17 protein-coding genes and 1 pseudogene are annotated in these 19,517 nt (G+C 63.0%); 13 read left to right on the forward strand and 5 right to left on the reverse strand.

Annotated elements, in window-relative coordinates; translation table 11 throughout:
• The first annotated feature begins 3 nt into the window (after positions 1-3).
• Entirely contained in the window at positions 4-1,269 is a 1,266-nt protein-coding gene (locus ACQVLG_RS00665) for a tetratricopeptide repeat protein (RefSeq protein ID WP_474292423.1), read from the forward strand.
• On the opposite strand, the gene hemW is transcribed toward ACQVLG_RS00665, so the two are convergent.
• From hemW to rph, 3 genes are all read right to left on the reverse strand, one after another.
• Positions 1,197-2,483, reverse strand: a complete 1,287-nt coding sequence (gene hemW / locus ACQVLG_RS00670) for a radical SAM family heme chaperone HemW (protein ID WP_474292425.1) — start codon at positions 2,481-2,483, stop codon at positions 1,197-1,199. The genes ACQVLG_RS00665 and hemW overlap by 73 nt on opposite strands.
• Entirely contained in the window at positions 2,480-3,064 is a 585-nt protein-coding gene (gene rdgB / locus ACQVLG_RS00675) for an RdgB/HAM1 family non-canonical purine NTP pyrophosphatase (protein ID WP_474292426.1), read from the reverse strand. The genes hemW and rdgB overlap by 4 nt, the downstream gene beginning before the upstream one ends.
• 138 nt (positions 3,065-3,202) lie before the next feature.
• Positions 3,203-3,931: a ribonuclease PH gene (gene rph, locus ACQVLG_RS00680; RefSeq protein WP_046685905.1), complete on the reverse strand. Its 729-nt coding sequence runs from the start codon at positions 3,929-3,931 to the stop codon at positions 3,203-3,205.
• 302 nt (positions 3,932-4,233) lie between these two features.
• Between rph and ACQVLG_RS00685 the strand changes: the two are divergent.
• Positions 4,234-5,125 (forward strand): annotated as a pseudogene (locus ACQVLG_RS00685) (YicC/YloC family endoribonuclease).
• Between the two features lie 11 nt (positions 5,126-5,136).
• Here ACQVLG_RS00685 and ACQVLG_RS00690 read toward each other — a convergent pair.
• Positions 5,137-5,547 (reverse strand): DoxX family protein, encoded by a 411-nt coding sequence (locus tag ACQVLG_RS00690; RefSeq protein WP_474292428.1) that lies wholly within the window; start codon positions 5,545-5,547, stop codon positions 5,137-5,139.
• 211 nt (positions 5,548-5,758) lie between these two features.
• Here ACQVLG_RS00690 and gmk point away from each other — a divergent pair, with 211 nt between their 5' ends.
• From gmk to ACQVLG_RS00705, 3 genes are all read left to right on the forward strand, one after another.
• Entirely contained in the window at positions 5,759-6,397 is a 639-nt protein-coding gene (gmk, locus tag ACQVLG_RS00695; protein ID WP_077407781.1) for a guanylate kinase, read from the forward strand.
• A gap of 53 nt (positions 6,398-6,450) precedes the next feature.
• Complete coding sequence (gene rpoZ, locus ACQVLG_RS00700) at positions 6,451-6,654, forward strand: DNA-directed RNA polymerase subunit omega (RefSeq protein WP_474292430.1); 204 nt, start codon at positions 6,451-6,453, stop codon at positions 6,652-6,654.
• An 82-nt stretch (positions 6,655-6,736) separates the two neighbouring features.
• A complete protein-coding gene (locus tag ACQVLG_RS00705) occupies positions 6,737-9,010 on the forward strand; it encodes a RelA/SpoT family protein (RefSeq protein WP_474292431.1) in 2,274 nt (757 codons plus the stop codon).
• Between the two features lie 57 nt (positions 9,011-9,067).
• Here the strand turns inward: ACQVLG_RS00705 and greB are convergent, their stop codons facing one another.
• Complete coding sequence (gene greB, locus ACQVLG_RS00710; protein WP_230539656.1) at positions 9,068-9,634, reverse strand: transcription elongation factor GreB; 567 nt, start codon at positions 9,632-9,634, stop codon at positions 9,068-9,070.
• A 95-nt stretch (positions 9,635-9,729) separates the two neighbouring features.
• On the opposite strand from greB, the gene ACQVLG_RS00715 reads away from it, so the two are divergent.
• The 8 genes from ACQVLG_RS00715 (at position 9,730) to fliD (ending at position 19,496) form a co-directional block, all read left to right on the forward strand.
• Positions 9,730-10,317, forward strand: a complete 588-nt coding sequence (locus tag ACQVLG_RS00715) for a hypothetical protein (RefSeq protein WP_230539657.1) — start codon at positions 9,730-9,732, stop codon at positions 10,315-10,317.
• 17 nt (positions 10,318-10,334) lie between these two features.
• The gene (locus ACQVLG_RS00720; RefSeq protein ID WP_230539658.1) at positions 10,335-11,825 is read left to right on the forward strand and encodes a sensor histidine kinase; all 1,491 of its coding nucleotides are present in this window, start codon (positions 10,335-10,337) and stop codon (positions 11,823-11,825) included.
• A gap of 51 nt (positions 11,826-11,876) precedes the next feature.
• Complete coding sequence (locus tag ACQVLG_RS00725; protein ID WP_152284694.1) at positions 11,877-12,524, forward strand: response regulator; 648 nt, start codon at positions 11,877-11,879, stop codon at positions 12,522-12,524.
• 201 nt (positions 12,525-12,725) lie between these two features.
• Positions 12,726-14,297 (forward strand): GGDEF domain-containing protein, encoded by a 1,572-nt coding sequence (locus ACQVLG_RS00730; protein ID WP_474295860.1) that lies wholly within the window; start codon positions 12,726-12,728, stop codon positions 14,295-14,297.
• Positions 14,298-14,636: 339 nt separating this feature from the next.
• Positions 14,637-15,530: a flagellin N-terminal helical domain-containing protein gene (locus ACQVLG_RS00735; RefSeq protein ID WP_474292434.1), complete on the forward strand. Its 894-nt coding sequence runs from the start codon at positions 14,637-14,639 to the stop codon at positions 15,528-15,530.
• Complete coding sequence (locus tag ACQVLG_RS00740; RefSeq protein WP_474292435.1) at positions 15,527-16,129, forward strand: flagellin; 603 nt, start codon at positions 15,527-15,529, stop codon at positions 16,127-16,129. Before ACQVLG_RS00735 ends, ACQVLG_RS00740 begins: the two co-directional genes overlap by 4 nt.
• 84 nt (positions 16,130-16,213) lie before the next feature.
• The gene (locus ACQVLG_RS00745; RefSeq protein WP_474292436.1) at positions 16,214-16,585 is read left to right on the forward strand and encodes a flagellar protein FlaG; all 372 of its coding nucleotides are present in this window, start codon (positions 16,214-16,216) and stop codon (positions 16,583-16,585) included.
• A gap of 229 nt (positions 16,586-16,814) precedes the next feature.
• Positions 16,815-19,496, forward strand: coding sequence for a flagellar filament capping protein FliD (gene fliD, locus ACQVLG_RS00750; protein WP_474292437.1), 2,682 nt, complete (start codon positions 16,815-16,817; stop codon positions 19,494-19,496).
• The last annotated feature ends 21 nt before the right edge of the window (positions 19,497-19,517 follow it).

Here is a 19,517-nt window from a genome sequence, read left to right on the forward strand (position 1 = left end):
AACATGAAATGTATCAGCGGCATCAGCCAACACCTGCGCCGGGGCTTCCTGCCCCCTTTGCTGCTGTGCGCAGCCCTTGCCGGCTGCGCCACGGCGCCCACCACTGCGCCGCCACCCGACCTTTTCAACGATGCCAGCTTTGCCGCGCCGACCGTACCGGTCGACCCGCGGCAGGCGTTTGCCATGAGCGAGGCCATGCGCCACTACGTGCGTGTCGATATCGCGCGCGAGGCGCGCAGCAAGAATCCCCGCCGCGCCCTCGCCGATGCCCTGCGCAACAGGGCCGGGTTGCAGCTGGAATATGATGCCGCCATGACGCGCACGGCGGCGCAGGCGTTCGACGCGCGCAGCGGCAATTGCCTGTCGCTGGTGCTGATGACGGCCGCTCTGGCCAAGGAAATGGGACTCGACGTCCACTACCAGGCGGTCCTGGGAGAAGAAAGCTGGAGCCGCAGCGGCGGCATGTATTTCGTTGCCGGCCACGTCAATCTCGCACTGGAACGCCGTGCTGCCAGCAATACGGTCGGCTATGACGCCGATGCCATCCTGCTCATCGACTTCCTGCCTGGCGAAGACCTCGCCGGCCAGCGCACGCTGCAAATCAGCGAGGCGACCATCCTCGCCATGTACCTCAACAATCGCGCCGCCGAAACCATGGCCAGCGGCGAGCTCGATCAAGCCTACTGGTATGCCCGCGCCGCCATCCGGCAAGACCCCACGTTTGCGGGCGCCTTCAATACCCTGGGCATCATCCAGCTGCGCCACGGCGACATTGAGCCGGCCCGGCGCACGCTCGCTTACGCACTGGAACGCTCGCCATCGAATACCGTGCTGCTGTCCAACCTGGCGCAGGCACTCGACGGCCTGGGACGCGCGGACGAAGCGCAGCTGCTGCGGCGCAAATTGCTGGCCCTGCAGCCAGAGCCCCCCTTCCACTTCTTCAACCTGGGCCAGCGCGCCATGGAAACCGCCGACTACCAGGAAGCGGCACGCCTGTTCAAGCGCGAAATCGCGCGCGACCCTACTACCATGAATTCCATTTCTGGCTGGCGCAGGCGTATGCCCGCATGGGCCAGCTGGCGCAGGCGGGCAGGCAGCTGGAACTGGCGATGGACAACAGCACCACGCGCAGCGAACACGGGCTGTACGCGGCCAAGCTGCAACGGCTGCGCGGCGCCACCGCGCACTAGGCAGCGTCAGTCTTCCAGGAACATCTGCTGCAGGTCATTCAGGAAGCACAATCCCCGTTCCGTCGGGCGGATGACCTGATGGTCGCGGTACAGCAAGCCTTTCGCTTCGGCCGCATTCAGCGGCTGCTCGATGGCGTTGAGGGCCACGCCTGTGCGCTCGGCGAACAGGTTCGGCGAAAAGCCCTGCGTCAGACGCAAGGTATTGAGCATGAACTCGAAGCCCATTTCCTCGCGCGCCAGTTCGCGCTCTTCCTGCACCGGGTTACCGGCCAGTACCGCGTCCATGTAGGCGCGCGGCTGCTTGTAGCGGGCCTGGCGCAGCACGCGGTGCGGGAACGAAATCTTCGAATGGGCGCCCGCGCCGATACCGATATAGTCGCCAAATTCCCAGTAGTTGCGGTTGTGCCTGGCCTGGCGGCCCGGCTGCGCATACGCCGACACTTCGTAGCGGCCGTAGCCGGCCTGCGCGGCGCGCGCGGCGACCATGTCGGCGATGTCGGCGCTCTCGTCGTCGTCCGGCAGCACGGGCGGATACTTGGCGAACAGGGTGTTCGGTTCGAGCGTCAGGTGGTACAGCGACAGGTGCGGCGGCGCGAACGACAGCGCCGTGTCCAGGTCCTGCCGCGCCTCGTCCAGCGTCTGCGTGGGCAGCGCGTACATCAGGTCGAGATTGAAATTGTCGAAATTGGCGTGCGCAATCTCCACCGCGCGGCGCGCTTCATTATCGTCGTGGATGCGCCCCAGCGCCTGCAGGTGGCGGCCATTGAAGCTCTGGATGCCGATCGACAGGCGGTTAATGCCGCTGGCCCGGTAAGACTTGAATTTTTCCGCTTCAAAGGTACCCGGATTGGCTTCCATGGTGATTTCGCAATCGGGCTCCAGCGGCAGCAGGGTGCGCACGTCCGACATCAGCCGGTCCAGGCCCGCCGCCGACATCAGGCTGGGCGTGCCGCCGCCGATGAAGATGGTGTGGATCTTGCGGCCCCAGATCAGCGGCAGCGCCATTTCCAGGTCCAGCCGCAGGGCCGCCAGGTATTCGGCTTCCGGCAAGTCGCCGCGCACCTCGTGCGAATTGAAGTCGCAATACGGACATTTTTTCACGCACCACGGAAAATGGATGTACAGCGACAGCGGCGGCAGCGCCGTCAGGTTCAGCGCGCCCGGCTGCAGGTATTTCAGCGCAGCCCCGGCCGCGCCGGAAATGCCGTCCTGCGGCGCGGGAGCGGCTCCCGCCTTGGCGCCGGGCCTGGCGGCCGACCTGGCAACGGCGCCCACCAGTTTGATCGGGATCATCGCAGCTTTTCCACCAGCGCGCGCAGGGCCTGGCCACGGTGCGACAGCGCGTTCTTTTCATCGGACGTCAGTTCGGCCGCGCACTTGCCCAGCGCGGGAATGAAGAAATGCGGATCGTAGCCGAAGCCGCCGTTGCCGCGCGGCAAGGCGATCATCTCGCCGTTCCAGCGGCCGTCGGCGATCACGGGCTGCGGGTCGTCCGCATGGCGCACGTACACCAGCACGCAGTAATAGTACGCGGACTTGTCGGCATGCGCCTCCAGGTCGGCGATCAGTTTGGCGCTGTTGGCCGCGTCCGATTTCGGCTCGCCCGCATAGCGGGCCGAATACACGCCGGGCGCGCCGCCGAGCGCATTGACGCACACGCCGGAATCGTCGGCCAGCGCCGGCAGCCCCGTCAGGCGGGACGCGTGGCGTGCCTTTTGCAGGGCGTTTTCAACGAAGGTGTGGAATGGTTCGTCGCTTTCCGGCACATCGTATTCGCCCTGGGCGTGGACGGAAAAACCGATGGTCGAGAGCAGCTCGTTGAATTCCTTGAGCTTGCCGGCGTTGTTGGAGGCGAGGATGAGGCGTTGGGTCATGTCAGTAGTCCGGTTGAAGTGCCGACATTGTAAACCTTTTGCGCGCCCCTCACCTCGCCCCGCCGCTGCCGCGGAAAGCGGCAAATGTGGGTTTTTTGCCCGGCACGGCGGGCAATCACATGTAAATCTGTGTAAAGATTACATGCCGAGCGCTTGCTTTTGCAGGGCGATCAGGTCGGCGATGCCGCCCTGCGCCAGGTCCAGCAGGCGGTTCATGCCGGCGCGGTCGAAGGCGGCGCCTTCGGCCGTGCCCTGCACTTCGATGAAGTGGCCCGCCTCAGTCATCACCACGTTCATGTCCGTGTCGCAGCCGGAGTCTTCCACGTAGTCGAGGTCCAGCACCGGCATGCCCTGGTAGACGCCGACCGAGATGGCGGCGACGAAGCTTTTCACGGGAATGGCGGCAATCGCGCCGCGCGCCTGCAGCTGGGAAAACGCGTCATACGCGGCCACCATGGCGCCCGTGATCGAGGCCGTGCGCGTGCCGCCGTCGGCCTGGATCACGTCGCAATCGAGGTGCAAGGTGCGTTCGCCGAACGCCTGCAAATCGAAGGCGGCGCGCAGCGAGCGGCCGATCAGGCGCTGGATTTCCTGCGTGCGGCCCGACTGCTTGCCGCGCGCCGCCTCGCGGTCCATGCGCGTGTGCGTCGAGCGGGGCAGCATGCCGTACTCTGCCGTCAACCAGCCCTGGCCCTTGCCTTTCAGGAAACCCGGCACCTTGTCTTCGATGCTGGCGGTGCAGATGACCTTGGTGTCGCCGCACTCGATCAGCACCGAGCCTTCGGCATGCTTGGTGTACTGGCGGGTGATGCGGATGGCGCGCAGCGCGTCGACGGCGCGGCCGCTCGGGCGGGATTCGAATGTCATGGGGATGTCCTGTGTGATTGGGGTTGCGGCAGCGATTTTACCACCGCGCGCCCGTCCATTTGCAGTCATGCAACAGCGCAGGGCGCAATGGCGGGCGGTGCACACATGATCCCTACAATCCTGCCCCGCCAAACACAATTTTCTTTACAATGCCGTAAAACGCACACTATTCAGCAATTTTCAGGCCATCAGGCACTTCGGTCCTGTTTTGCGGCGCGGGCGGTATTGCCTGTGCTGGCTGATTAAGTGTATAAGTGACTGTATACAAGACCAAATCGGGGAATCCTTTGAGCATTTCAAGCATGACAGGCTACGCGGTTGCCACCAGCGAAGGTGCTGCAGGCACACTGACAATTGAAATCAAGAGCGTCAACTCGCGCTTTCTCGACCTGCAATTCCGGATCAACGACGATCTGCGGGCGCTGGAGCCCGACTTGCGCGCCGCCGTCATGTCCGCCATCACGCGCGGAAAAGTCGAGGTACGCCTGAGCTTTGGCCGCAAGGCCGCCACCGCTGGCACGCAGGCGCTGAACGTGCCCCTGCTGGCCGAACTGGCGCGCTTGCAAAACGAAGTGGGCCAGCATTTTCGTCTCCGCCCCCGTCATGACGGTGGCGGAACTGCTGCGCTGGCCTGGCGTCATCGAAGAAGCGCAAGTAGGACAGGAATCCCTGCAGGCCGACGTGGGCGCACTGACCAAGCGCACCGTGGCCGCCTTCGTCGACAGCCGCAAGCGCGAAGGCGCGGCGCTCGAAGCGGTGCTGGTGTCGCGCATCGAAGCGATGGAAGCCATCGTCAAGCGCATCACCCCCCTGATTCCGCAAGTGGTGGCGGCCTTCCAGCAAAAAGCCATCGAGCGCATGCAGGATGCGCTGGGCCTGGCCAGCCAGGGCTCGAATTCAGCCCTGTCGCGCCAGGACGCCATGGAACGCATCCGCCAGGAAGTGATCCTGTACGGCATCCGCATCGACGTGTCCGAAGAACTGGCGCGCCTGTCGGCCCACCTGGGCGAAACGCGCCACATCCTCGCCAAGGGCGGGCAAGTGGGCAAGCGCCTCGACTTCATGATGCAGGAACTCAATCGCGAAGCCAACACGCTGGGTGCCAAGGCGTCCGTCAAGGAACTGGCCGACGCCTCGATGGACCTGAAGCTGCTGATCGAGCAGATGCGCGAACAGGTGCAGAACCTGGAATAAGCGCTCCCGCCTCAGGCCAGGCGCGCTCCGGCGCGCCCCTGGTCGCTGGCGGCGATGACGACGCAGGCGACAAACAGGACGATGCTGTACTCCACGCCGCCGGCGCCATGCTCGCCCACGAACCAGCCCTTGGCCGCATGCACGATGGCGATGCCGCCGACGCAGATCACCATCAGCCCGGCCGCCGCCCAGCGCGTGTAGATGCCGATGATGAGCAAACTGCCGCATACGATCTCGACGACGGTAATCGCCCACACCACGGCCAGGCCGTAGATGAATCCCTTGTCTTCCAGGAAACCGGCAAAACGCGGAATGGTGCCATTGGCGATGCGCGTGATGGCGTGCGCCATGAACATCACGGCGATGGCCACCCGCAGCAGCAGCATGGCCTGGGAAGAACTGAGGAACGGGAAATTTTTCATGCGCACATCCTGTCGCTTAAATAATTATTAAGAAAAAACCATTCCAAATTAAATAACTATTTCCTCAAGATAACAAGCAAAATATGCGCAAGCCTGGCGGCAAGGCGCATCGCGGGGCTGGCTCGCCGCCTTGCCTCTTGGTAAAATACCGAATTGGGCGGCGCCCATGCAAGCGCAAACGCCGCCATCACACGCATATGGAAAGATCCGCATGAGCCACCCTACCGCCTTCTCCGGCAGCCTGTTCGTGGTCGCCGCGCCATCGGGCGCCGGCAAATCGACACTGGTCAATGCATTGCTGGCGCAAGAGCCCGGCATCAAGCTGTCGATCTCGACCACCACCCGCGCACCCCGTCCGGGCGAGCAGCATGGCCGCGAGTATTACTTCACGACCGCGGAAGACTTTGTCGCGCGCGCCGACCAGGGCGAATTCCTGGAATGGGCGGAAGTGCATGGCAATTACTACGGCACCTCGCGCATCATGGTGGAACAGCAAATGCTGGCCGGCACCGATATCCTGCTGGAAATCGACTGGCAGGGCGCGCGCCAGGTGCGCAAGCAATTCCCCCGCGCAGCCGGCATTTTCATCCTGCCGCCATCGATCGATGCGCTGGAAGAACGCTTGAACAAGCGCGGCCAGGACGAGCCGCACGTGATCACGCGCCGCCTGCTGGCGGCCGGCGGCGAAATCGCACACGCTCCCGAGTTCGAGTATGTTATTATCAATGAAGAGTTTACGGTCGCTTTGTCCGAACTGAGCGCGATCGTGAGAGCGGCCCGTTGCCGGTTTGCGCAACAAGCGGCCCGCAACGCATCGCTATTCGCCCAGCTGGGCCTGCACGCAGAATAATCGTTTCTGCACGCCAGTTCACACAGCACCACGCACACAATTTAGGAGTTACTATGGCCCGTATCACAATCGAAGATTGCCTGAAGCAGATCCCTAACCGTTTCCAGCTGACCCTGGGTGCAACCTACCGCGCACGTCAGTTGCTGCAAGGCCACACCCCCAAGGTCGAAGCCAAGGACAAGCCTACCGTCGTCGCACTGCGTGAAATCGCTGCCGGTAAAGTCGGCATCGAAATGCTGAAAAAGGTCCCGATGTAATTGGGAACCCGCGTGCCGGAACAGTGCTGACCCCTGGTTCTACCGTATCCTTTATTCACACTGTGAAGTAACGCGACGTTTTATGAGTCTGACCCCAGCCGACACGACTTCCGCAGCACTGCCGCCCCTGGCCCCGCGCCAGGCGGCAAAATCGCAGGGCGCTTCCGCGCCCGGTGCCGGCACGTCCGCAGGCGGCGCCCCCGCAGCGCCCGCCCTGGGCGTGGCCTCCGTCAGCCACCTGGCCGACAAGCTGGCCGAATACCTGTCCCCCGCCGACCTGAAAAAAGTCAAGGAAGCCTACCGCTTCTCCGACGAAATGCACCTGGGCCAGATGCGCCGCTCGGGCGAGCCGTATATCTCGCATCCGATCGCCGTCGCCGAAATCTGTGCCGACTGGAAACTCGACGCGCAAGCCATCATGGCCGCCCTGCTGCACGACGTCATGGAAGACCAGGACGTCAAGAAGGAAGAATTGATCGAGCGCTTCGGCGCACCGGTGGCGCACCTGGTCGACGGCCTGTCGAAGCTGGAAAAGATCGAATTCCAGAGCCAGATCGAAGCGCAGGCGGAAAATTTCCGCAAGATGCTGCTGGCCATGGCGTCCGACGTGCGCGTGATCCTGATCAAGCTGGCCGACCGCCTGCACAATATGCGCACGCTGGACTTCATGACGGCGGCAAAAAAGCGCCGCATCGCCAGCGAGACCATGGAAGTGTACGTGCCGATTGCGCACCGCCTCGGCCTGAACAATATCTACCACGAGCTGCAAGACCTGTCGTTCTCGCACCTGTATCCGATGCGCTACCGCACCCTGGCGAAAGCCGTCAAGGCGGCGCGCGGCAACCGGCGCGAAGTGGTCAACAAGATCATGGAAGCGGTGAAAAGCACCTTGTCCATGGCCGAGCTCGAAGCCGAGGTCACGGGCCGCGAAAAGACCCTGTACGACATCTATAAAAAAATGCGCAGCAAGCACTTGTCGTTCTCGCAAGTGCTGGACGTGTACGGCTTCCGCGTGGTGGTGGGCAGCTTTGCCGACTGTTACGTAACCCTGGGCACCCTGCACAGCCTGTACAAGCCCATGCCGGGCAAGTTCAAGGATTACATCGCGATCCGCAAGCTGAACGGCTATCAGTCGCTGCACACGACCGTCATCGGCCCGTATGGCACGCCCGTGGAATTCCAGATCCGCACGCAGGACATGCACCGCACGGCCGAATCGGGCGTGGCGGCGCACTGGCTGTACAAGAGCGGCGAATCGAATCCGTCCGACCTGCAGCAGCGCACGCATGCCTGGCTGCAATCCCTGCTCGACATCCAGCAGCAGACGGGCGACTCGGCCGAATTCCTCGAACACGTCAAGGTCGACCTGTTCCCCGATTCCGTCTACGTGTTTACGCCGAAGTCGAAGATCATCGCCCTGCCGCGCGGCGCCACGGCCATCGACTTCGCCTATTCGATCCACACGGGCATCGGCGATCAGACCGTGGCGGTGAAAATCAACAACGAAACCTCGCCGCTGCGCACCGAGCTGCACAATGGCGACATCGTGGAAATCATCACCGATTCCTCGTCGCGCCCCAGCCCGACGTGGCTGTCGTTCGTGCGCACCGGCAAGGCCCGCTCGGCCATCCGCCACCATTTGCGCACGATCAACCTGCCTGAATCGATCGCCCTGGGCCAGCAACTGCTGTCGCAGGCGCTGCAAACGCTGAACATCGACGCCGAACTGCCGGCGCCGCTGGTGGAACGCCTGCTCAACGAATCGAGCGCCAATTCCATGGACGAACTGTACGCGGACATCGGCATCGGCAAGCGCATGGCCACCCTGGTGGCGCGCCACATCTTCGGCCTGATCGGCGGCGAAGCGGCCAGCATGCCCGTGGAACACAACAGCGGCAGCGAACTCGATCCCGTCACCATCTGCGGCAGCGAAGGCGTCTCCGTGCAACTGGCGCCATGCTGTTTGCCGATTCCCGGCGACCAGATCATCGGCCAGCTGCGCCGCGACCAGGGCTTGCTGGTGCACACGAGCGACTGCTCGCAAGCCAAGCGCCAGCGCGCCAAGGAACCGGACCGCTGGATCGCCGTGCGCTGGGGCACGGAACTGAACCGCCGCTTCGATTGCCGCATCAAGGTCTTGATCAACAGCGAACGGGGCATCCTGGCCCGCGTCGCCGCCGAAATCGGCGAATCCGACGCCAACATCATCTATGTGGGCATGGACGAAGACAAGGACAACGTCCTCGACCAGTTGCGCTTCACCGTGCAAGTCAAGGACCGCGTCCACCTGGCCGCCCTGCTGCGCAATGTGCGCCGGGTCGCCGGGGTCAACCGAATACTCCGGGAGCGCAATTAAAAAAAACGGCTGGCCAGATTCTCTGCCCAGCCGTTTTTTCATGCCGCGAGCATCAGCTCAAGTTTCCCCCGGCGCCGGATACGTCACTTCCAGCAACTCCAGTTCCTGCTCGCCCTGCGGCGTGTTGAGGGTGATCAAATCGCCTTCGCGTGCCTTGGTGATGGTGCGCGCCATGGGCGAGATCCAGCTGATCTTGCCGTTCAGGGGGTCGAATTCATCGATGCCGACGATGGTGATGGTGTGCGTTTCGCCGTCGCTGGTGCGGTAAGTTACCGTGGCGCCGAAGAATACCTGGTCGTTGCCGTAGTGCACGCTAGGGTCGACGATGGCGGCCAGATCCATGCGTTTCGTCAGGAAACGAATGCGGCGGTCGATTTCGCGCAGCCGGCGCTTGCCATAGATATAGTCGCCATTTTCCGAGCGGTCGCCATTCGACGCCGCCCAATGGACGATGCGCACCACTTCCGGACGGTCGACGTCGATCAGCTGCAGCAACTCTTCCTTGATGCGCTGGTAGCCGGCCGGCGTGATGTAGTTCTTGGCGCCGGCGGGAATGGCCAGCGCCAGCGCGGCCGCTTCTTCATCGTCGTCGTTGTCGGATTCTTTTACAAAGGCTTTATTCATCTGTCTATTGTAGCCCCGTCAAGGACTGCCGGGCACACCGATTTATCGTATCATCGAGGCCATGGCAGCCATACCGGGGCGCCACACGGAGACGGATGAAAAAATTCTACAGAGTCAGGCGCTGGCTGTTCGCGCCGCTGGTCTACCTGGCCGCCATCTGCCTGCTGATCGAGGAATGGCTGTGGGCGACGGGTGCGCGCATCATGCAGGTCATCGCGCAATTTCCACCCCTGCATGCACTCGAAGCGTGGATCAAGCGCCTGCCGCCGTACTGGGCGCTGGCCATCTTCGTGCTGCCGGCCGTGCTGCTGTTCCCCGTCAAGCTGCTGGCCCTGCTGGCGATCGCGCGCGGCCATGCGTTTTCCGGCATCGGCGTGATCGTCATCGCCAAGCTGGGCGGCGCGGCCGCCGTCGCGCGCCTGTATTCGCTGACGCGCCCTACCCTGCTCAGCTTGCCGTGGTTCGCCCGCTGGCACGGTTTATTTATGGAAACCAAGGACCGCTGGATCGCCCGCCTGCGCGCCACGCGCCCATGGCGCCGCGTCAGCCGCCTGTCGGCCGCGCTGGGCCGCGCCCGCCGCGCCTGGTGGCAACGCTTGCGCAAGGGCACGCCCGGACGCCATAATTCCCGGCCAGCAAGAGTGCTGCGCCGCTTCGCCGCCTTCTGGCGCGCCCGCCGCTGATGAAGAAAGGCAACTCCATGCACGACACGCCCCGGCTGGCCCCCGCCCTGCGCGCGGCGGCGCCGGAAATCTACCTGTACGACGCGGCCAGCTTGCAATTGCTGGACGCCAACGATGCCGCCTGCGACAACCTGCAATATGCTCGCAAGCAATTGCTGGCGATGACGCCGTTCGCGCTGGCGCCACAGCTCGAGGCGCAGCAGCTGGCCACCGTGCTGGCCGCCCTGGACGACAGCATCGGCGCGCAAGCCCGGCTGCACGTGCAGCAACGGCGCCGCGATGGCAGCCTGTATTCGCTCAGCCTGCACCTGTCGCGCGCCCAGCGCCAGGGGCGCGCCCTGCTGCTGGCCGAGGGCGAAGACTTGCGCACGCCGCAGGCGACGGCCGCCGCGCTGGCGCAGGTGCAGTCGCGCTTCAACGCCATCGTCTCAAATACGCCGGGCCTCGTGTACCAATTCTGCCTGCATGCGGATGGGCGCGCCGCCTTCCCTTACCTGAGCGATGGTTGCCAGGCCCTGCTGGGGCTGGGGCCGGCACAGCTGCACGCGCGCCCGGAACTGTTCTACCAGTTGATCCTGGCCGACGACCGCGCCTCGTATCTCGAGTCGATGCAAGCCTCAAAAAACGCCTTGTGGAGCTGGAACTGGGAAGGCCGCATCTGGATCGATGCCTGGAAGGACGTCAAATGGATCAACCTGCGCTCCACGCCGCGCGCGCTGGCCGACGGCACGGTGCAGTGGGAAGGCATCATGACGAATATCACGGAAAGCCGGCTGGAACAGATCGAAGTGCGCCAGTCGCGCGCCCGCCTGGCCGAGCTGACGGCGCATATCGACAAGGTCAAGGAACACGAACGCACGCGCCTGGCGCGCGAATTGCACGATGACCTGGGCGGCAATTTGACGGCGATCAAGATGGCGCTGGCCATGCTGGCGCGCCGCCTGCCGCCGGACGACGCGTTGCTGCAGGAAAAGGCCGACTATGTCGATGCCCTGGTCGACCGCAGCATCGACGCCGTGCACCGCATTTCGCTGGACTTGCGCCCTTCCATGCTGGATCTGGGCCTGGTCGCCGCGCTGGACTGGCAAGTCAAGGAATTCGCGCGCCAGGCCGGCATCGAGTGCCAGTTCATTTCCAACCGCCAGCACATCGAACTGGAGCTGGACCAGGCAACCAGCCTGTTCCGCATCGCCCAGGAGGCGCTGACGAATATCGCCAAGCATGCGCAGGCGAGCAAGGTCAGCGTGCGCCTGGCCCGGCAGCGCCAGCATATCAGCCTGACCATCGCCGACAATGGCGTCGGCATGCGCCTGTCCGACCGCGCCAAGCCGCAGTCGTTCGGCATCCGCGGCATGGCCGAACGGGCCAGCGCGCTGGGCGGCACCCTGAGCCTGATGGACGGGCCGGGCGGCGGCACCATCCTGAGCATAAAAATCCGGCTGACCACGCCGCGAGAGGCGATAATAGCGGCTGCAGCCAGCGCACCAGCGCAAAGCGGCATGCCCTAAGTCCACAGGGAAGCCGCCGGTGCAGGGATTCAGATAGGAAACAACGCAGTCATGAAAGAAAAAGCCACCATCCGGGTATTCATCGCCGACGATCACGCGATCGTGCGCGAGGGCTTGAAGCAAATCCTCGCCGATACGCGCGACATCATTGTCGCCGGCGAAGCCGAAAATGGCCACGACGCCATCAAACTGTTCCGTGGCTCGAAATGCCAGGTGTTGCTGCTCGACATCTCCCTGCCCGACCGCAGCGGCATCGAGGTGCTCAAGCAGATCAAGAAGGAAAAGCCGGAACTGGCCGTGCTGATGCTCTCCATGCACCGCGAGGACCAGTACGCCATCCGTTCGCTCAAGGCGGGCGCGGCCGGCTATCTGACGAAACAGAGCGCGCCGCGCGAGCTGGTCACGGCCATCCGCCAGGTGGCGCAAGGCTTGAAATACATCAGCGCCTCGCTGGCGCAGGAACTGGCCAACACGGTGGGCGAAGACCACGAAACGGCCTTGCACGACACCTTGTCGGACCGCGAATACCAGACGCTGGTCATGATTGCCTCGGGCAAGGCGGTGGGCGCCATCGCCGAAGAGCTCAAATTGTCCGTGAAAACCGTCAGCGAGTACCGCGCCCGCCTGCTGGTCAAGATGAAACTCAAGAACAGCGCCGAACTGACGCATTACGCCATCCGCAACCAGCTGGTGGATTGACGGCAAAGCGGCATGCACGCTGGCATCGGGCGAATTGACAGGACTTCTCCTTGCTTCTCGCACAATAAGTTCTTTGCCAACTCGCATATCATGAGGATAATGAGAAATATCTGAAAAGGCTGTGCCTACATGTCCAGTAAATTGCCATCTTCACCAGCAGGTGCTCCCGCTGGCACCACGAATACCGCCGCCGCTGCGGCGATGAACCCGGCCGATATCGCCCGCGAAGCGTTTCGCCGCCTGGCCACGCGCCGCATCGCCCCCACGCCGAGCGCCTACCGCGACATCTACAATGAAATCGCCGGCATCAGCGAACCGGCCGATACGCCTGCCGCCCCGGCCGCCGTGCTGGCAGCCAGCGCACCCACGGAGAGCGGCGCGGAAAACGTCCTGACGCAATTCGCCGCCAAGATGAGCGAATCGGCGGGCGAACTGGGCGACTTTGGCAAGCGTTTCCAGCGGGCACTGAAAGCGCGCGACTGGGACAGCTATGCGCGCACCCTGGCGCAGCTGGCCGAGAAACAGGTCAAGAAAGGCGGCGGCATCGAATTGCCGCCCCTGCCGGACGGCGAACAGACGCGCACCCTGCGCGAATTGCTCAGCCGCACCTTGGGTTTTGCCGTCGCCACCTTGCTGACGGGCACGCCCGCACTGGTGGAAGAAGCCGAATCGCTGGGCGCGGCCATCAAGCAGGCGCACACGGAAGAGGCGCTGAACGAAGCGGCCCTGCGCCTGAAGCAGCTGTGCTACCAGATCGAACTGAAAAGCGGAGACACGGCCGAGCAGCAGGAATTGCTGCTGCGCCTGTTCAAGTTACTACTCGACAACGTCAGCCAGTTGCTCGACGACGACAGCTGGCTGCGCGGCCAGGTCGATGCCGTGCAAAACCTGATCGCCGGCCCGCTCGACCAGCGCGCACTGGAAGACGCCACGCGCAGCCTGAAGGAAGTCATCTACAAGCAAAGCCAGCTCAAGCACAGCCTGTCCGACGTCAAGCTGACGGTCAAGAACATGATGATGACCTTCATCGACCGCCTGGGGCAAGTGGCGGCCAGCACGGGCGACTTCCACGAAAAGATCGGCGGCTATTCGGAAAAGATCAGCCAGGCGGAAAATATCAGCGAATTGAACAGCGTTCTCGACGAAGTCTTGCGCGAAACGCGCATGGTGCAGAACGAGGCCTTGCGCGCACGCGACAAGATGGTGCTGGCGCGCCAGGAAGTGCAGGATGCGGAACAGCGCATCCATACGCTGGAGGCCAAGCTGCAGCATATGAGCGAGCTGGTGCGGGAAGACCAGCTGACGGGCAGCCTGAACCGCCGTGGCCTGGACGACGTGTTCGAGCGCGAGACGGCCCGCTCCGACCGGCGCGGCACACCGCTGTGCATCGCCATGCTGGACCTGGACGATTTCAAGCGCCTGAACGACACCTATGGCCACCTGGCCGGCGATGCCGCCTTGAAACACCTGGTCAAGATCGTCAAGGAAACCCTGCGCTCGATGGACGTCATCGCCCGCTTCGGCGGCGAGGAATTCCTCATCCTGCTGCCGGAAACGACGGTCGAGGCGGCTTCGTCGACGATGACGCGGTTGCAGCGCGAGCTGACCCGGCATTTCTTCCTGCACGACAACGAAAAAGTCTTGATCACCTTTTCCGCCGGCGTGGCCCTGCGCCTGCCCAACGAAGACCAGGCCGAACTGGTCAAGCGCGCCGACCGCGCCATGTACCAGGCCAAGCAGACGGGCAAGAATCGCGTGGTGGTGGCCGACTGAGTCCGGCCCGCTGCACGCCATGCCGTCCCGCCGCCCGGCCGGACGGCATTTTTCATTTCAAAACAACAACATTTTCTCCTATTCCCGCGCTTCGCCAGTATCCCTGCGATATAAAAATAAAACTATTTTTACCCTCAAGTTTCTTTAAAACCTGTCGTCTAGCGCGCGGCTGGCGGCAAACTGAAGGGCTAAAAATTAAAATTTAAAGCACTTTCGCCATAAATTTTCCCGCAGAGCAACCGTTACCCTAAACAACAGCGGCTTGATTGTCCCGGAACAGCGGGGCAGGCCAAAGTGACTAGCACATAGCGCAATGTAGTACCTGTTTGGAGAATTATCATGGCTGCAGTAATTAATACCAACATCTCGTCCCTGAATTCGCAACGCAACCTGTCGACCTCGCAGTCGGCCCTGAGCACCTCGCTGCAACGCCTGTCCTCCGGCTTCCGCATCAACAGCGCCAAAGATGATGCTGCTGGTCTGGCGATTTCCGACCGCATGACGTCGCAAATCCGCGGCATGACCCAAGCCACCCGCAATGCCAACGACGGCGTCTCGCTGGCTCAGACGGCTGAAGGCGCGTTGGCAAGCTCGGGCGACATCCTGCAACGCATCCGCGAACTGGCCGTACAATCGTCGAACTCGACCAACTCGTCGAGCGACCGCCAGGCGCTGCAAACCGAGGTAGGCCAGCTGGGTTCGGAACTGAACCGTATCGCCCAAACCACCTCGTTCAACGGCCAGGCATTGCTGGACGGCACCATGGGTACGGCCAACTTCCAGGTCGGCGCCGATGCCAATCAGCTGATTTCCGCCAGCGGCGCGAACTTCCTGACCAATACCTACGGCAACAACCGTATCGCCAACGATGCATCGGCTGTCAAAAAAGATGCACTGGGTAATGCAGCCGCCGGCAAGCTGACGATTGCCGGCTCCATCGGCACCGCCACCGTCGACACGACGGCAGCAGCAGCCGGCGTCAAAGGCAGCACGGCCAAGTCCGTCGCCGCCGACATCAATAGCCAAACGGCGAAAACCGGCGTGACCGCCTCGGCACAAACGGACGTGAACCTGAACCTGGGCGCCGAATCGTATTCGTTTGCCATCACGTCGGACAACCCAAGCACGGCGCCTGTCACCGTGTCATTCGCCGTCAGCGGCACGGCTTCGACCGCAGCCGACTATGCGGCAGGCATCAACGCCATCAATGCCCAACGGCCAAGACCGGCGTGACCGCCCAGTACGACAGCGTCAACAAGGGCATGAAGCTGACCAATGCATCGGGCGAGAATATCGGCCTGACGCAAGGCACGACGGCCAACGTCAAGTTCGATGTCGATGGCTACAAGGCTGACGGCAAAGTACAAGCAGCGGTGCAGTCGATCATCACCGCAGCCGACGCCGCCACGGTCAACGGCCGCGTGACCTTCGACTCGCAAAACAGCTTCTCCGTGACGGAAACGACCACCACCGGTCTGGCGATCGGCCAGGCAACGGCGCAAGGTTCGACCCTGAACTCCGTGTCGACCCTGGACGTGACGAACTTTGACAATGCGCAGCTGGCAATTAAAATTGCCGACGCAGCACTGGCAACGGTCAACAGCCAACGCGCCCAGTACGGCGCTTTGCAGTCGCGCTTCTCGTCGGCAATTTCCAACCTGCAATCGACCACGGAAAACCTGTCCGCATCGCGCAGCCGCATCGTCGATACCGACTTTGCATCGGAAACGGCCAACATGACCCGCGGCCAGATCCTGCAACAAGCTGGTACGGCCATGCTGGCGCAAGCGAACTCGCTGCCGAACGGCGTCCTGAGCCTGCTGCGCGGCTAATCTCCGATTAGTCAGGCAACAGCGTAGGACTCTGATTCCCCTGCCGGATTTTTTCGGCAGGGGAATTTTCACTAGGAGAGCACCATGACTATCGACACGATAGCGGCCGCCTCCGCGGCCAGGATAGACAAGAGTTACGTCGCGACGGACACGCCGGCGGCGCGCCCGGCAACGCCACGCACGGCTACGGAAAACGACACGGTTGCACCACAGCAAGCCAGCAAGGAACCCAGCCGCGAGCAGTTGAACAAGGCGGTATCGGAGCTGAACCAGTCGTCGCAGATAAAAACGCAAGGCATTGAATTTTCCATCGACGAAGACAGCCAGCGTACGGTCGTCAAGGTCATCGACCAGGAAACCAAGGAAGTGCTGCGCCAGATTCCCACCCGGGAAGCGCTGGAATTGGCCAAGACCTTTGACTCGGCCAAAGGTTCACTGATCAGTCAAAGCGCATAAGATGACCTCGCCCACGGACATGCAGCAGCGTGGCAGTATGCATCGGCATGACCACGGGGCCCGATAGCCTGGCTATCCGGCCCCGTTTTTTATTGCGGTAAAAGCAACATCCTCCGGTCTCTTCCCCGATTTTTTCCGCCCGCTGAAAACAGCGCGGTAAATCCCCCTCTCAAGTCCTGATTGATTCTGCCGATAACAGCTTATATTAGCGTTTTCCTAGGAGTATTCAGTGGCCATCTCACCTACACTTTCATCCATAGGCATCGGCGCCGGCGCCAGCGGCCTGGATGTGAATGCCCTCATCGACAAGCTGATGACGGCCGAAGCGGCACCGCTGGGTACTTTTGACAAGAAAACGGCTTCCTACCAGGCCAAGCTGAGCGCCATGGGCACCTTGAGCGGCGCCGTCAGCACCTTCCAGAGTTCGCTGTCGGCGCTCTCGAACACCAACAACTTCCGCGCCGTCAGCGCCACGCCCGCCGATCCCCTCGTACTGACGGCCAGCGCCGGCGCCAAGGCCGTGGCCGGCAACTACAACATCAATGTCACGCAACTGGCTCAGTCGCAGACCCTGATGTCGGGCGGCATGGCCAACAAGCTGTCGACCATCGGCCTGGGCAGCAAGACGACAATTTCCTTCCAGCTCGGTTCGGTCGCCGGCGGCACCTTCGGCTTGAAGGGCGCCGCCCTTGGCGCCACCACGGCGCAGAGCGGCATCAGCAACGGCTCCCTGATCCTCAATGGCACCGCCATCCCCACCGACGCCAGCACCAAGAGCGCGCGCGCCCTGGCCGACGCCATCAACGCCAAGAGCAGCACCACGGGCGTGACCGCCACGGCCCAGCCGACTGAAAGCAGCGCGACCATGTTCAGCGGCTTCGGCAATATCGAAACGGGCGCGGACGGCACGTATTCGCTGTCGGTGGGCGGCATCGAGATCGTCACCCAGGGGAACGGCGTCGCCGCGGGCGCCGGCATCACGGGGGCCTCGCTCGACACGACGCTCGAAGGCCCGAATGCCGTCTCGAACGCGCTGGCCGCGGCCAACATCACCGTCACCGGCAAGGCCGCCGACGGCACGCTGAAATTTACGCGCGCCGACGGTTCCAACCTGAATATCGAGGAAGTGGTGACGGGCTCGGTCAAGGGCGGCATCGGCCATGCCTCGAACTCGGTCAATGACGGCTCGAACGTGACGCTGACCAGCACCATCAACCTGGCCTCGGGCAATGCCAGCCCCATTACCATCGCCGGCAGCAATCCGGCCGCGGCCGGACTGACGGCAGGCTCCGGTGGCGCCTACATGAACACCAACTTTACCCAGGATGGCACGCAGGCGACGGGCACGGTGGTGATCGACGCCACCAACAACACCCTGCAAGGCATCCGCGACGCCATCAACAACGCGGGCCTGGGCGTAACCGCCAGTATCGTTTCGGACGGCACGGACAAGCCCTACCACCTGGTCTTGAGCTCCTCGAAGACGGGTGCCAATTCGGCCATGAAAATCTCGCTGAGCGGCAGCGACGGCCTGCCGCCGGACAGCGCCCTGAACGACTTGCTATCGTACGATGCGGGCGGCACGCAGAACCTGAAACAGAACAGCGCCGCGCAAAACACGAACTTCAGCGTCAACGGCATCGCCATCACCAGCGCGTCGAACAGCGTCGATACGGCCATCGAAGGCGTGACCCTGGGCATAGCCAAGGTGGGTAGCACCAGCTTGTCGGTGCAAAAAGACACCTCCACCGTCAAGACCAGCATCAATGCCTTCGTCAAGGCGTATAACGACCTGAATACGGCGATGGCCAAGATGACGGCCTATGATCCGGAAACCAAGAAGGGCGGCGTGCTGCTGGGCGACTCGACCGCGCAATCGATCCAGAGCCAGCTGCGCAGGCAGCTCGGTGCGCCCATTACCGGCTTGAACAGCAACCTGAGCACCTTGAGCCAGGTGGGTATCTCCTTTCAAAAAGATGGCAGCCTGACACTGGACTCGAGCAAGCTCGACAAGGCTATCAGCGCCAACTTCACCGACATCGCCGGCCTGTTCTCGGCACTCGGCAAGGCCACCGACAGCAACGTGGCATTTACCAGCTCGACCGCCGCAACCAAACCCGGCAGCTATGAATTGACGATCACCACGATGGCCAGCCAAGGTGCGCTCACCTCGGCCGCCGTCTTGCCGGCCAGCACGACAATTGCCAGCGATACCACCTGGAGCATCACGCTCAACGATACCGAGCCCAGCGCTGCCAAGAACACGGCGCAGGTCGTCATTCCTGCCGGCACCTACACCCCTGCGCAGATGGCCTCGATGATCCAGTCCTCGATCAACGGCGTGAAGTCCTTTGCCGACAACGGCGCCACCGTGTCGGCCTCCATCGATGGAGCGGGCAAGCTGGTGCTGGCATCGGCCCGCTATGGCTCCGTCTCGAATATCGCCGTCAGCACCGGCACGGGCACGGCGCCGACCGCCCTGTTCGGCGCCGCCACGCCCGTCAAGGGCACGGACGTGGCCGGCACCCTGGGCGGACAACCGGTGATCGGCTCGGGCCAGACCCTGACGGGCGCCGCCGGTTCGCCGGCCGAGGGCCTGAAGATTGAAGTCACGGGCGGCACCACCGGTGCGCGCGGCACCGTCAGCTTTTCGCAAGGCTATGCGTATCAGCTCAACAACCTGGCCACCTCCTTCCTCGGCACGGACGGCATGATCACCAACCGTTCCAAGGGTCTCAACGAAACGATCAAGAACATCGCGACGCAGCGCGACAAGTTCAGTGACAAACTGAACGACATCGAAGCGCGCTACCGCGCCCAGTATTCGCGCCTGGATGTATCCCTGAATAAATTGCAAGGCATGCAATCCTATTTGACCCAGCAGCTGGCCGCCATCGCCGCCAACCGTTAAGCGCTATCATCAGGAGAATAT

Source organism: Janthinobacterium sp. TPC_1 (assembly GCF_056037845.1).